Raw genomic sequence first — 12,687 nt, forward strand, 5'->3', positions numbered from 1 at the left:
CCGGGTCAGGGTCAGACGTGCACGGTGGTGATCGGCAGGGACGAGTCGGCCGGGATCTGCAGGCTGGACGGCGAGACCCCGGCCGCGATCAGGTCGGAGCCCAGCGCGGCCACCATCGCCCCGTTGTCGGTGCAGAGCCCCGGTCGCGGCACCCGCAGCCGCACCCCGGCGGCGTCGCACCGCTCCTGGGCGAGCGCCCGCAGCCGCGAGTTGGCCGCCACGCCGCCGCCGATGAGCAGGTCGGAGACACCGTATTTGCGGCACGCCTGCAGCGCCTTGCGGGTGAGCACGTCGACCACGGCCTCCTGGAAGGAGGCGGCCACGTCGGGCACGTGCACGCTCTGCCCCGCCGCCTCGCGCGCCTCCACCCACCGCGCCACGGCGGTCTTGAGCCCGGAGAAGGAGAAGTCGAGCGTGCCGTCGTCGATCTTGCCGCGCGGGAACGTGACGGCGGTGCCCGAGCCGTCGCGGGCGGCCCGGTCGATGTGCGGCCCGCCGGGGAACGGCAGCCCCAGCACCCGCGCCACCTTGTCGAACGCCTCCCCCGCCGCGTCGTCCACGGTCGAGCCGAGCGAGATGACGTCGCCGGTCACGTCGGGCACGAGCAGCAGCGAGGAGTGCCCGCCGGAGACCAGCAGGGCGATGCACGGCTTGGGCAGCGGCCCGTGCTCCAGCTCGTCCACGGCCACGTGCGCGGCCAGGTGGTTGACGCCGTAGAGGGGGACGCCGAGCCCGAGCGCGTACGACTTCGCCGCCGCCACCCCGACCAGCAGCGCCCCCGCGAGTCCTGGCCCGGCGGTGACGGCGATGGCGTCGATGTCGGTGAAGCGCAGCCCGGCCGCGGCCAGCGCCGCCTCCACGGTGGGCGTCATGGCCTCCAGATGGGCGCGCGAGGCGACCTCGGGCACCACGCCGCCGAACCTGGCGTGCTCGTCCATGCTGGAGGCGATGGTGTTGGCCAGCAGCGTGTGGCCGCGGACGATGCCGATGCCGGTCTCGTCGCAGGACGTCTCGATGCCGAGCACCAGGGGTTCGTCAGCCATCCAGCTTCCTTCTCATCATGATCGCGTCGGTGCCGTCGTCGTAGTAGCGGCGGCGGGTGCCGATCTCCTCGAACTCGAAGCGCCGGTAGACCGCCTGGGCGCGCGGGTTGTCCGCGCGGACCTCCAGGAACATCTCGCGCGCTCCCCTGCGCCGGGCCTCGGCCAGCAGTTCGGTCAGCAGGGCGCTGCCGATGCCGCGCCCCTGGTGCTTGTCGAGCACCGCGATGGTCTGCACGTCGGCCTGGTCGGAGGCGGCGGCGAGCCCGGCGTAGCCGACGATCTCGTCCTCGTCCAGGGCCACCACGTAGTGGCGGGTGCGCGGCATGTCGTCCAGCTCGCCGCGCATCATGCCCTCGCTCCAGGCGTCGAGCGGGAACGTGGCCCGCTCGATCGCCATGACCGCCGGCAGGTCGGCGCCGGTCATGGGCCGCAGCGTCACCATGTGGGCCGCCTCACGCCGTCGCCCGCCCGCTCTCGCCGGGCGCGAGCACCTTCTTCGGGGCGCCGGGCACGACGGCGTCGGGGCGGCGCAGGTAGATGGGGCGCGCCGGGTCGAGCGGGGCGCCGGCGGCCAGCCGTTCGACGGCGAGGGCGGCCAGCGATCCGGCGTACGGGTAGGGCGGCGCCTCGTGGCCCTTGCCCTCCAGCACGTCGCGGTAGAGGTCGGCGCCGGCGCCGATGACCGGCAGCCCGTCGGCGGGGACGTCGGCGGGCCGGTCGACGGCCGGTCCGCCGAGCCGGGTGCGCAGGTCGGCGTAGCGGGCCCAGAAGACCTCCTTGCGCCGTGCGTCGGTGGCGGCGAGGAACGGCTCGGTCAGGCCGCTGCCGTAGGCGAGCGCGTCGAGCGTGCAGACGCCGTACGCGGGCACGCCGAGCGTGGTCGCGAGCCCCTGCGCGGTCATGAGACCGACGCGCAGCCCGGTGTAGGGGCCGGGGCCGCTGCCGGCGACGACGGCGGTCACGTCGCGGAGCGTCACGCGGGCCTCGGCCAGCACGAGCTCGATGGTGGGGGCGAGCAGTTCGCCGTGGCGCCGCGCGTCGATCGTCGTGTGCTCGGCGAGCACCCGCTCGCCGTCGTGGAGCGCGGCGGTGACGGCGGGTGTCGCGGTATCGAAAGCCAGGACCAGCACGACTGATTAGCCTACCCGCAGCGGACCGCGCACCCGCCCGTTACGCCGTCAGTCCCAGCCCGTACGCCGCCGCAGCCACTCCAGCGCGACCACGCCCTGCGCCCGCTGGAACTCCCGTACCGTCGCCAGCCCCGGCGGTGGCGGCTGCCGCGACTGCCTGGCCAGATATCCGGCCACCGCCGCGACCACGGCGGGCTCGGCGTCGGCGAACAGCTCCCACGGCGGCGGCCCGCCCTGCATCCCGACGGACGGCAGCATGCACAACAGGTCGAACCAGGGCGCCGCCCGGCAGGCCCAGGGCCAGTCCACGACGAAGACGCGCTCGCCGGCCAGCAGGATGTTGTCGGCGCGCAGGTCGCCGTGCGCGAGGCTGTCGCCGGCCGCGGCCTCCTCCCAGCCGGCCTCCAGCTCGGCCAGCTCGCCGAGGTGGCGCAGCGCCCACGGGTCGAGGCCGGCGGTGTCCTCACCGGTCAGCCTGCGCCAGCCGTGGAAGGAGTCGCCGAAGACCTCGGCGACCGTCGGCGCGTCGGCGACGGGCGAGGGGGTCAGCGCCCGCGACATCCGCGCGAGCGCCTCAAGCACCCGGTCGAGCTGGTCGCGTCTCCAGGGCAGCTCGGGGTGCTCGCCCTCGACGTCCTCGAAGACCAGCGTCACCCAGCCGGCCAGCTCGAACCCGGTCAGCAGCCGGGGCACGGGCGCCGACTCCGGCAGGGCCGCGGCGATCCTGAGCTCGGCGCGGTAGATGGGCGGGGTGTCGGGGTTGGGCTCGGGCCCGACGGTCTTGACGAAGGCCCGCCGGCCGTGCTCGGTGCGCAGCCGTACGGCGGCCGCGGGCGAGAACCCGCCCTCCTGGGTGCGCGCCTCGACCACGCGCCCGGCGAGGAACTCCTCGACCGCGGCGCGGACCTCTTCAGGCACCCGCGACCAGGGCACCCGGCTGCCGCCGACGGCAGGAGGATGGCTCATGCACGGGAAGCGTAGACGATGACGTTGTCGAGGTACTCGCCACGCGCGCGATCGAACTCGCCGCCGCAGGTGACCAGCCTCAGCCCGTCCTCCAGGTAGACCCGCCTGGTGGGGAAGCTGTCCTTGTGCACCTGCTCGATCGAGTCGACCTTGTACGTCACCGTCTTGCCGTCGCTGCGCCGCACCTTCACGGTCTGGCCCTTGCGCAGGTCCCTGAGCTTGTAGAACACGGCGGGGGCGGTCTTGGTGTCGACATGGCCGATGATGACCGAGGCGCCCTTCTCGCCGGGCACGGCGCTGCCTTCGTACCAGCCGGCGGTCTTGGGCTTCTCGTACGGCGGCAGCTCGACGTCGCCGTTCTTGGCGAGGCCCAGCTTCATGAGCGGGGCCTCCAGGTCGATCGAGGGGATGTCGAGGCTCTCGGGCACGACGTTCGCGGCGGGCGTGGACGCCTCCTGTTGAGCGCCCTTGCCGAAGGCGAACAGCACCAGCCCCGTGACGACCCCCGCGACGACGACCCGTCCAGGTCGTGCCATCGTCTACCCCTTGCGCCGCTTGACCGCCCAGCCGATGCCACCCGCGAGGGCGAGGCCGAGCAGCACGCCCGCCGGGCCGAAGGGGATGGAGGAGCCCTCGTCCACGTCCTTGGCGTACGTGCCGCCGCCGCCCGCGCGGGGCGCCCGGGTCGGGACGTGGGTGGGCAGCGCCTCGCCGGCCACGACGCGCAGCCGCGCGCTGCCGGCGTCGTTGGTGCCGTCGCACTTGACGCTGACGGTGTAGGTGCCGCGCGGGACCGTTCCTGAGACCTGCGCGGAGCCGCGCACCCAGGGCGAGCCGGCCGCCGAGCCGGTGGGGGTCGGGGAGCTGGCGCCGGAGGGCACGGGGTTGAGCGTGGCGCCGCTGACGAACGCCCGGGACGTGGCGGTGCCGGTGTGCGCCGGACCGCCGGTGGGGACGGGGCAGTTGGCGAGGATCCACACGGTGTTGGTCTGGCCCGCGGTGACCCGGTCGGGGTTGAGCTGGACCTGGATCCTGGGCCGGGTGCCCGTGGGCGCGGGGGTGCCGGTGGCGCTGGTTAAGGGCGTGCCCGACGCCGTGGCCGTCGGGGTTGCCGTGGGTTCGGTCTCGGCCGAGGCTGTGCAGCCGGTCAGACCTACGATGACGAGAGCTCCCGCGTACGCGACACGCCTGACCCTGAGCACCGGCCGCACCCCACTTTGCCGTCCTGCCACCAGCATCCACCCGAATCGTGGATGTCGCCCTCCCTGATACCCAGAAATTCTGGGCGAATCCCTGCCAACGATCATGTCTTCGGCCGGGTACGTCAAGGGTGCCAGTTTTGCCAGGACGTGACCGGCGTTTTACCCTTCGAGCCGATCAATCGGCGTGTCGGCCCAACGGGGCCCGACGCCGCGCACGGTGAGCACGCGGGCCTCGTCGCCCGCCTCCCTGTCGATGTGGATCTCCAGCCGGTCGTCGGCCAGGCCCTCGACCAGCCCTTCGCCCCACTCGACGACGGTGACCGACTCCTCCAGCGAGGCGTCGAGGTCGAGGTCGTCGACCTCCAGGTCGCCGCCCAGCCGGTAGGCGTCGGCGTGCACGAGCGGCGGCCCCTGACGCAGCGAGGGGTGCACCCGGGCGATGACGAACGTGGGCGAGGTGATCGGGCCGCGTACTTTGAGCCCTTCCGCGATGCCCTGCACCAGCGTGGTCTTGCCCGCGCCGAGCGGCCCGGACAGCACGATCAGGTCGCCGGCCCGCAGGTGGGCCGCCAGCCGGGCGCCGAACGCCCGCATGGCCTCGGCGGTCGCTGCTCTCATCGCTACAGCTCCACCCTCTTGGCCAGGTCGCGCAGCGCGTCGTTGACCACGCCGGGACGTTCGAGCTGGATCAGGTGCGAGGTGTCGGGCACCTCGGTCAGCTGGGCCTTGGGCAGCGCGGCCGCGATGGCCTTGCTGTGGTCGGGCGGGGTGAGCCAGTCGCCGTCGCCCACGAGGATCGCGGTGGGCACGGCGTCGAGCACGTCCAGCGCGGCCAGTTTGTCGTGGTTCATCAGGGCCGGGTAGAAGTCGGCGAAGACCTCGGTGGGGGTGGCCCTGATCATCGACTCGGCGAAGTCGACGACGGTGGGGCTGACGTTCTTCGCGTCGCCGAAGCCCATGTAGCGGGTGATGAGGAAGGCGATGTCGCTGCCGGCGCTGCGGGTGCGGTCGATGAGCGCGCCGCGCTTGCCCAGCATGGACACCGTGCCCGGCGCGACCTTGTGGACGACCTTGGACAGCATGGCCGGCAGGCCCAGCGTCAGCTCCGCCAGCTTGCCCGCCGAGGTCGCGAGCAGCGCCACGGCGCGGATCTTGTCGCCGAACAGGCCGGGGTGGCGGTCGGCCAGCGCCATGATCGTCATGCCGCCCATGGAGTGGCCGACCAGCACGCACGGGCCGGGCACGAACTCCTCGATCACCTCGGCCAGGTCGTCGCCCAGCCGGTCGATCATGCTCTCGTCGGCCTGGGCGCGCTGCGAACGGCCGTGGGAGCGCTGGTCCCACAGCACCAGCCGGTAGTTCTCGCGCAGGTCCTTGCGCTGGTAGTGCCAGGACTCCAGGCTGAGGCAGTAGCCGTGGCAGAACACGATGGTCAGCGGCGCGTCGTCAGGGCCGTCGAGCTCGACGTGCAGCGCCACGCCGTCGGAGGTGATGTGCGTGCGCTCCCTGCCCCGCAGCTCGCCGAACGGCTCGCTGGCCTCGGTGTCGGGGCGGAGCCTGATCCGGCCGACCGCGTAGCGCTTGGCCATGGCCGCCGCCGCGACCCCCGCCGACGCCGCGCCGACGAGCGCGCCGGCGATCCCGAACCTGCGGCGTGTTGTCGTCGTCATCTCCCCGATCCTTCTCAAGCGCCCGTATGGACCCGCGGGACCCGCGAGCCGATCCTGGTCACGATCTCATGCGTGATCGTGCCGAGGGTATCGGCCCACTCCTGAGCGGTCGGCTCGCCCCCGTCGCCCGGGCCGAACAGCACCACCTCGTCGCCGGCGGCCAGCAGGTCGTCACCTAGGTCGATCATGAACTGGTCCATGCACACGCGGCCCGCGACCCGCCTGCGCCGCCCGCCCGCGAGCACCTCGGCTCTTCCCGTGGCGTGCCGGAGTATGCCGTCGGCGTAGCCGAGAGGGACGAGCGCCAGGTGGGTCTCGCGTTCGGTGGTGTAGAGGTGGCCGTAGGAGACCCCGGAGTCCTGCGGGACGCGCTTGACCAGCGCGGCCTGCGCCACCAGGGTCATCGCCGGGCGCAGGCCGAAGCCGCCCTGCTCGGGGATCGGGCTGAGGCCGTACATCGCGATGCCCGGCCGGACCAGGTCGTAGCGGGCCTCGGGCAGCGTGAGCGCGCCGGCGGAGTTGGCGAGGTGCCTGATCACGTGGGAGCCGGCCGCGCCCGCCTGCTCGGCGAGCTTCAGCGCCGTCTGGTAGGCCTCCAGCTGCTGGTGCACGGACGGATGGCCGGGGATGTCGGCGCAGGCGAAGTGCGACCACAGGCCGACGATCTCGACGATCCCCTCGGCCTGCAGCTCCAGCGCCCTGGCCAGCAGCCCCGGCCAGGCGGCCAGCGGAGCGCCGCCCCTGCTCATGCCGGTGTCGGCCTCCAGGTGCAGCCGGGCGGTGCGGCCGGTGCGGCGCGCGGCGGCGGCGATCTCGTCGAGCAGCCGCACGTCGGCGGCCGACAGCTCGACGTCGTGCGTCAGTGCCTCGTCGAGCGGCTCGCCCGGGGTGATGAGCCAGGCGAGGACGGGCGCGGTCACGCCGCCCGCGCGCAGCTCCAGCGCCTCCCTGACGAACGCGACGCCGAGGCGGCTCGCGCCGCCCTCCAGCACCGCGCGCGAACAGGGGACCAGGCCGTGCCCGTAGGCGTCGGCCTTGACGGCGCCCATCAGCTCGGCGCCCGTGCGCTCCTTGAGCAGGGCGACGTTGTGCCTGATGGCGGCCAGGTCGACGCGTGCCTCCGCGGGCGTGGCCATCGAGGAGTACATCCTCCCAGTGTGGCAGCTCACGGGCGTGGTCGAGCGCGTTTTTCACCTCAGGCGCCCCCGGCCGTCACCGCCCGGATGGCGGCGGGAACGGCCGTGGTGACGTCCGCGGCGGCCAGCGGAGCGCCGTCGGCGGCCAGCCGGCCGGCCAGCCCGTGCAGATAGGCCGCGCACGCCCCCGCGTCGTACGCCCCGAGCCCCTGGGCCAGCAGCGAGCCCGCCACGCCCGACAGCACGTCGCCGGTGCCGCCGGTGGCCAGCCAGGAGGTGCCGGTCGGGTTGACCCGGACCGGCCTGGACTCCTCGGCCACGACCGTGGTCGAGCCCTTGAGCAGCACGGTCACGCCCAGCTCCGCCGCCGCCGCGCGGGCGTGCTCCAGCCGTGCCGCCTCGATGTCCGCACGCTCGGCCCCGATCAGCCTGGCCAGCTCGCCGGCGTGCGGGGTGATCAGCGTGGGGGCGGCGCGGCGCAGCAGCGAGCGGTCCCGCGCGACCACGGTCAGCCCGTCGGCGTCCACGAGCACCGGCAGACCGGTGGCGAGCACCTGGGCGGCCAGCTCGTGCGCCCAGTCGCCGGTGCCGAGGCCCGGCCCGAGCACCCACGCCTGCACCCTGCCGACGTCCTCGATGGTCGGCCGGTCGAGGGTGGTGATCACGGCCTCCGGCCAGGCGGCGCGCACCTGCGCCACGGGCTCGGCCGGCCCGGCGTAGCGGACCATCCCGGCCCCGGCGCGCAGCGCCCCGCCGACGGCCAGCACGGCCGCGCCGGTGTAGAGGTCGCTGCCGGCCAGCACGCCGAGCACTCCCCTGCGGTATTTGTCGGACTCGTTGCCGGGGCGCGGCAGCAGGTCGTCCACGTCGCCGCCGGTGAGCGCGGCCACGTCGGGGTCGGGCAGGCAGGGGCCGAGCCCGATGTCCACCAGCTCGACCCGGCCGGCGTACCCGGCTCCCGGATCGACCAGCAGCCCGGTCTTGATCGCGCCCATGGTCACGGTCACCTGGGCGCGCACGGCCGCCCCCTCGACCCGGCCGGTGCTCGCGTCCACGCCGCTCGGCACGTCCACGGCGACGACGGGGGCGCGGGCCGCGTTCGCCTGCTCGGCCAGCGCCGCGTACGGCTCCCGCAACGCCCCCGACGCCCCGATCCCGACCAGCCCGTCCATGACGAGGTCGGCCCGCGTCAGCGCGTCCGGCCCAGCTGAGGGCCCGGCTGCCCGCCCGCCGGCCCGCAGCAGCGCGGCCAGCCCCTCCTCGTGCGTCTTCGACCCGGCGAGGATCGCCTCCACCCGCGCCCCGCGCCGCGCCAGCCGCTCGCCCGCGTACAGCGCGTCGCCGCCGTTGTCGCCGCTGCCGACGAGCAGCACGACCCGGCTGCCGTACACGCGGCCGAGCAGCCCCGCGCAGGCGGCGGCGAGCCCGGCGGCGGCCCGCTGCATGAGCGTGCCGGGCGGCAGCCCGGCCATGAGGACGTGCTCGGCGGCGCGGATCTGGTCGGCGGTGTAGGCGGTGCGCATGATCCGAAGCTATCCCCCGCGCTAGCCCTCGGCGATCACGTAGGCCACGGCCACGCCCGCGTCGTGGCTGAGCGAGACGTGCCAGCGCTTGACGCCCAGCTCGTACGCCACCTCGGCCACCCGCCCGGTCACCCGCAGCTCGGGCCGGCCCAGCTCGCCGCGGCACACCTCGGCCTCCCGGTGCCCCAGCCCCCGGGGCGCGCCCAGCGCCTTGGCCACGGCCTCCTTGGCGGCGAACCTGGCGGCCAGCGACCGCACGGGCAACGTCTGCTCGTTCTCGGTGAACAGCCGCTCGCGCAGGCTCGGGGTGCGTTCGAGCGCCTGCTCGAAGCGGGAGATGTCCACCACGTCCACGCCGATGCCCAGGATCATGGCGTCCATTAGAACAGCCCGCGCTCCCAGGGCCCCCAGATGGCGAACGACCTGCCCTGCTTGGCCTGCACGTTGACGAACAGCGTGTGCCCGCCGGGGCCGAAGGTGCTGCCCGCGAACTCGGCCCCGGGGTCGCCGGCGATCGGCGCGAGCCGGCAGAAGTCGAACAGTTTCCCTGCCTTGGTCAGCCCGCGCAGGTAGTTGTCGCCGTCGCCGTCCTCGCACAGCACGAGCGTGCCGCGCCTGCTCACCGTGATGTTGTCGGGCAGGTCGAGGACCGACGCGCGCGGCGACTCGTAGACCAGCCTGAGCGTGCCGCTCCAGGTCTCGTACGCCCACACCTGGCCGCGGCCCTTGCCGAACCCGTCGGGCATGGGGTCGGCGGGCGAGGTGTCGCCGCCCTGCGTGGAGACGAAGTAGACCACGCCCTGGTGGAAGACCGCGCCTTCCAGCCTGGCGAAGATCGCCGCGCCCTTGGCCCGGCCCTGGCGGCCGACGGCCTGGACCGCCTCGTCGTAGGCGGGCCGGCCGCGGAAGGCGGGGTCGGGATCGTCGATGTCCACCCAGGTGGTGGCGTACGCGGCCCCGGACCGCTGCCCCAGGGACAGGTCGGCGCGCTCGGTGTCCGCGACGGCCAGCATCTGCAGCCGCCCGCCGTCGAGCAGCTTGCCGGCCAGCACCGGGTGCTTGGGCGGCAGGTAGCGGTAGAACCCGGACGGATGGGCGAAGTTGTCCTCGGTGAGGTAGAGGGCGCCCGAGGAGGGGTCGAAGGCGGCCGACTCGTGCGCGAACCGCCCGGCCGCCCGGATGGGCCTGGCCGTGGCGGCGCGGTTGAGCGGCACCTCGAAGATGTAGCCGTGCTTCTGGGTGAGCCTGGCGTTGCCCTCGCCGCCGGGCGCGTCGGCCACGTCGGGGCCGTTGACGGTCTCCTCGCAGCTCACCCAGGCTCGCCAGGCCATGGGCCCGCCCGAGCAGTTCATCATGGTGCCGGTGAGCGACGGGGTGGCCCTGATGACCTCGCCCTGGCGGGTGACGCGGAGGGTGGAGGTGCCGCCCCCGGCCATCGGGTCGTAGGCGCGCTCGCGGTCGCCGAACGCGCCGACCGCGCCGCCGACCTCGTGGTTGCGTACGAGGATCACGCTGTCGCCGGGCCCGGAGAAGGCGGCCATGCCGTCGTGCCGGCCGGGCACCTCGCCGCCGTCGCTGAACTTCTCGCCCGCGGCGCTGAACGAGCGGTAGCGGAAGCCCTCGGGCAGGTGCAGGCGCACCTTGCCGTCACGCAGGTCGCGGGCCGGGCGCAGCGGGCCGTAACCGCTGGGGGCGGCCTGGGCGCCGCCCTGCCGTCCCGCGCAGGCGACCCCGGCGAACGGCCCGGCGACGACGCCGGCGGCGGTCATGGCGGTGAGGAAACGGCGACGGTCCACGCAACGAGAGGCTAGCCGCCTCCCAACCCTTGCATAACGATTTCGTCGAATCGACGATCGTTCCCCGAACTGGCTCTCGATAATCCCCATCTTTTATCCACAGGCTGTGGACGCGGAACCAGGGGCCGCCCATGATCTCCCTTGTGGCGCATCGCTACGCTGCCTAGGTGAACAACGGCTACGTGGAACTGAGCAGGGAGCAGTGGAGCGAGCTCCGCAAGAACACGCCCTTGACTCTCACCGCCGAAGAGCTGGAAGAGCTGCGCGGTCTGGACGACCCCATCGACCTGACCGAGGTCACGGACATCTATCTTCCGCTGACCCGGCTGCTCAACCTGCACTTCACCGGATCCAAGCAACGCAGCAGCGTGCTGAGCGCGTTCCTCGGCCATCCCGAGACGCGTGTGCCGTACATCCTGGGCATCGCCGGGAGCGTCGCGGTGGGCAAGTCCACCACGGCGCGGCTGCTGCACACGCTGCTGGCCCGCTGGCCCGAGCATCCGCGCGTGGAGCTGGTCACCACCGACAGCTTCCTCCACCCCAACGCGGTGCTGGAGGCCAAGGGGATCATGCATCGCAAGGGGTTCCCCGAGAGCTATGACCGGCGGGCGCTGGTCAGGTTCGTGGCGGAGGTCAAGGCGGGGGCGGCCGAGGTGCGGGCGCCCGTCTACAGCCACCTTGAGTACGACATCGTCCCCGGCGCGGTCCAGACCGTGAAAAATCCCGACATCCTGATCATCGAAGGACTCAACGTCCTCCAGCCCGCCCCGCCCACCTCCCTCGCCGTCAACGACTACTTCGACTTCTCCATCTACGTCGACGCCAAGGTCGAGAGCATCCGCACCTGGTACGTCGAACGCTTCCACAAGCTGCGCCGCACCGCCTTCGAGGACCCGAAGTCGTACTTCCGGCACATCGCCGAGCTCTCCCACGACGAGGCCACCGCCTTCGCCGTGAACGTCTGGCGCGACATCAACGAGCGCAACCTGGTCGAGAACATCGCCCCCACCCGGGGCCGGGCCGACCTCGTGCTGAAGAAGGGCGTCGACCACGCGGTCAGGCGGGTACGGCTTCGCCGGACCTGAACGCCACCTCCTCGAACAGGTAGAGGGCGAACCGGCCCCCGCACTCCTGGTCGTCGAGATCGGCGAACCAGCACTCTTCGCCGTGTTCGTGGCATCTGTACCGGATCATGGCAGGGAGCTTCCGGCATAGGTATCAAAACCCCGTCAACGTCCGATCGACGCCGCGATCGATCACAATGGGCTCGTGCTGCATCTGCGACTGATCAGCCCGGCCGGCCGCACCGACGAGGTGACGGCGGTGCTGGAGGACTGCCCCGGCGTCACCAACATCGTGGTCCTGACCGGCGCGGGCCGCGTCCCCAAGGGTGACGTCATCCTCTGCGACGCGGCCCGCGAGTCGGCCAACGAGGTGATCGGCCGCCTCGGCTGGCTCAGGAGCGAGGGCTCGATCGCGGCCGAGCAGGTGGACCTGTCGCTGTCCGAGGTCGCCGACGAGGCGGTCGAGGAGGCGCCCGGCCATCCCGACGACGCGGTCATCTGGGAGGAGCTGGCGCAGCGGGTGTCGGCCGACTCCCGTGTGACGTGGGCGTATCTCACCTTCTTCGTCATCGCCACCATGCTGTCGGGCATCGGCGTGCTGCAGAACTCGCCGATCCTCATGGTCGGCGCGATGGTGCTCGGGCCCGAGTTCGGCGCGATCGCCGCCATCTGCTTCGGCCTGCTCCACCGGCACTGGCACCTCATCGTCACGTCCCTGCGCACGCTGGTCGTCGGCTTCCTGGTGGCCATCGTCGTCACCTTCGCCTGCGCGCTGGTCATCCACCTGCTCGGCTGGATCGACATCGGCAACCTGCAGAGCAACGCCGAGGTGCAGTTCATCGTCAAGCCCGACCGGTGGTCGTTCATCGTGGCGCTGCTGGCGGGCGCGGCCGGGGTGCTGTCGGTCACCGCCGGCAAGTCCTCGGCCCTGATCGGCGTGTTCATCTCGGTCACCACGGTCCCCGCGGCCGGCTACGCCGCCGTGGCCCTGGCGCTGGCCGACTGGAAGGAGGTCGCGGGCTCGGTGTCCCAGCTCGCGGTCAACATCCTCGGCATGGTCATCGCGGGCACCGTCACCCTGCAGATCCAGCGCAGATTCTGGCCTCAAGTAGGACGACGTTCATCCGTTTGACCGACGCCACGGCACGGGCCACCCA

General features: G+C 73.0%; 15 protein-coding genes. 2 read left to right on the plus strand and 13 right to left on the minus strand.

Annotation, left to right across the window (positions count from 1 at the left end; all coding sequences use genetic code 11):
* Positions 1-11 precede the first annotated feature (11 nt).
* The 12 genes from tsaD to AC27IY_RS13225 all read right to left on the minus strand — a co-directional run bounded on the left by tsaD (position 12) and on the right by AC27IY_RS13225 (position 10,466).
* Positions 12-1,043, minus strand: a complete 1,032-nt coding sequence (gene tsaD / locus AC27IY_RS13170; protein ID WP_329585447.1) for a tRNA (adenosine(37)-N6)-threonylcarbamoyltransferase complex transferase subunit TsaD — start codon at positions 1,041-1,043, stop codon at positions 12-14.
* Entirely contained in the window at positions 1,036-1,485 is a 450-nt protein-coding gene (gene rimI / locus AC27IY_RS13175) for a ribosomal protein S18-alanine N-acetyltransferase (protein ID WP_344216720.1), read from the minus strand. Before rimI ends, tsaD begins: the two co-directional genes overlap by 8 nt.
* A gap of 10 nt (positions 1,486-1,495) precedes the next feature.
* Positions 1,496-2,173, minus strand: coding sequence for a tRNA (adenosine(37)-N6)-threonylcarbamoyltransferase complex dimerization subunit type 1 TsaB (gene tsaB, locus AC27IY_RS13180; RefSeq protein WP_487178139.1), 678 nt, complete (start codon positions 2,171-2,173; stop codon positions 1,496-1,498).
* Positions 2,174-2,221: 48 nt separating this feature from the next.
* The gene (locus tag AC27IY_RS13185) at positions 2,222-3,139 is read right to left on the minus strand and encodes an aminoglycoside phosphotransferase family protein (protein ID WP_487178140.1); all 918 of its coding nucleotides are present in this window, start codon (positions 3,137-3,139) and stop codon (positions 2,222-2,224) included.
* Entirely contained in the window at positions 3,136-3,675 is a 540-nt protein-coding gene (locus AC27IY_RS13190; protein ID WP_344216714.1) for a class F sortase, read from the minus strand. The genes AC27IY_RS13185 and AC27IY_RS13190 overlap by 4 nt, the downstream gene beginning before the upstream one ends.
* A 3-nt stretch (positions 3,676-3,678) precedes the next feature.
* Positions 3,679-4,341, minus strand: a complete 663-nt coding sequence (locus tag AC27IY_RS13195; protein WP_423473904.1) for a hypothetical protein — start codon at positions 4,339-4,341, stop codon at positions 3,679-3,681.
* A 159-nt stretch (positions 4,342-4,500) separates the two neighbouring features.
* Positions 4,501-4,959 (minus strand): tRNA (adenosine(37)-N6)-threonylcarbamoyltransferase complex ATPase subunit type 1 TsaE, encoded by a 459-nt coding sequence (gene tsaE, locus AC27IY_RS13200; protein ID WP_371251240.1) that lies wholly within the window; start codon positions 4,957-4,959, stop codon positions 4,501-4,503.
* Positions 4,960-4,961: 2 nt separating this feature from the next.
* On the minus strand, positions 4,962-6,011 hold the full coding sequence (locus tag AC27IY_RS13205) for an alpha/beta fold hydrolase (RefSeq protein ID WP_449955878.1): 1,050 nt from the start codon (positions 6,009-6,011) through the stop codon (positions 4,962-4,964).
* A gap of 14 nt (positions 6,012-6,025) precedes the next feature.
* Complete coding sequence (gene alr, locus AC27IY_RS13210; RefSeq protein WP_487178158.1) at positions 6,026-7,147, minus strand: alanine racemase; 1,122 nt, start codon at positions 7,145-7,147, stop codon at positions 6,026-6,028.
* Positions 7,148-7,206: 59 nt separating this feature from the next.
* A complete protein-coding gene (locus AC27IY_RS13215) occupies positions 7,207-8,670 on the minus strand; it encodes an NAD(P)H-hydrate dehydratase (protein WP_487178141.1) in 1,464 nt (487 codons plus the stop codon).
* A 21-nt stretch (positions 8,671-8,691) separates the two neighbouring features.
* Positions 8,692-9,042 (minus strand): holo-ACP synthase, encoded by a 351-nt coding sequence (locus tag AC27IY_RS13220; RefSeq protein ID WP_364461343.1) that lies wholly within the window; start codon positions 9,040-9,042, stop codon positions 8,692-8,694.
* Between the two features lie 8 nt (positions 9,043-9,050).
* Complete coding sequence (locus tag AC27IY_RS13225) at positions 9,051-10,466, minus strand: PhoX family protein (RefSeq protein ID WP_487178142.1); 1,416 nt, start codon at positions 10,464-10,466, stop codon at positions 9,051-9,053.
* Positions 10,467-10,648: 182 nt separating this feature from the next.
* On the opposite strand from AC27IY_RS13225, the gene coaA reads away from it, so the two are divergent.
* Positions 10,649-11,551, plus strand: a complete 903-nt coding sequence (gene coaA / locus AC27IY_RS13230) for a type I pantothenate kinase (RefSeq protein WP_344217052.1) — start codon at positions 10,649-10,651, stop codon at positions 11,549-11,551.
* Here coaA and AC27IY_RS13235 read toward each other — a convergent pair.
* Positions 11,523-11,660, minus strand: coding sequence for a hypothetical protein (locus tag AC27IY_RS13235; RefSeq protein ID WP_329585474.1), 138 nt, complete (start codon positions 11,658-11,660; stop codon positions 11,523-11,525). The two genes, coaA and AC27IY_RS13235, sit on opposite strands and share 29 nt — an antisense overlap.
* A 75-nt stretch (positions 11,661-11,735) precedes the next feature.
* Here AC27IY_RS13235 and AC27IY_RS13240 point away from each other — a divergent pair, with 75 nt between their 5' ends.
* Complete coding sequence (locus tag AC27IY_RS13240; protein ID WP_487178143.1) at positions 11,736-12,662, plus strand: DUF389 domain-containing protein; 927 nt, start codon at positions 11,736-11,738, stop codon at positions 12,660-12,662.
* Positions 12,663-12,687: the final 25 nt, after the last annotated feature.

Source organism: Nonomuraea sp. B208, assembly GCF_057536035.1.

Excerpts from the sequence above, each read along its gene's own strand:
- tsaD (WP_329585447.1), bottom strand. The coding sequence starts at position 1,043 with ATGGCTGACGAACCCCTGGTGCTCGGCATCGAGACGTCCTGCGACGAG.
- rimI (WP_344216720.1), bottom strand. The coding sequence starts at position 1,485 with ATGGTGACGCTGCGGCCCATGACCGGCGCCGACCTGCCGGCGGTCATG.
- AC27IY_RS13185 (WP_487178140.1), bottom strand. The coding sequence starts at position 3,139 with ATGAGCCATCCTCCTGCCGTCGGCGGCAGCCGGGTGCCCTGGTCGCGG.
- AC27IY_RS13190 (WP_344216714.1), bottom strand. The coding sequence starts at position 3,675 with ATGGCACGACCTGGACGGGTCGTCGTCGCGGGGGTCGTCACGGGGCTG.
- tsaE (WP_371251240.1), bottom strand. The coding sequence starts at position 4,959 with ATGAGAGCAGCGACCGCCGAGGCCATGCGGGCGTTCGGCGCCCGGCTG.
- AC27IY_RS13205 (WP_449955878.1), bottom strand. The coding sequence starts at position 6,011 with ATGACGACGACAACACGCCGCAGGTTCGGGATCGCCGGCGCGCTCGTC.
- alr (WP_487178158.1), bottom strand. The coding sequence starts at position 7,147 with ATGGCCACGCCCGCGGAGGCACGCGTCGACCTGGCCGCCATCAGGCAC.
- AC27IY_RS13215 (WP_487178141.1), bottom strand. The coding sequence starts at position 8,670 with ATGCGCACCGCCTACACCGCCGACCAGATCCGCGCCGCCGAGCACGTC.
- AC27IY_RS13220 (WP_364461343.1), bottom strand. The coding sequence starts at position 9,042 with ATGATCCTGGGCATCGGCGTGGACGTGGTGGACATCTCCCGCTTCGAG.
- AC27IY_RS13235 (WP_329585474.1), bottom strand. The coding sequence starts at position 11,660 with ATGATCCGGTACAGATGCCACGAACACGGCGAAGAGTGCTGGTTCGCC.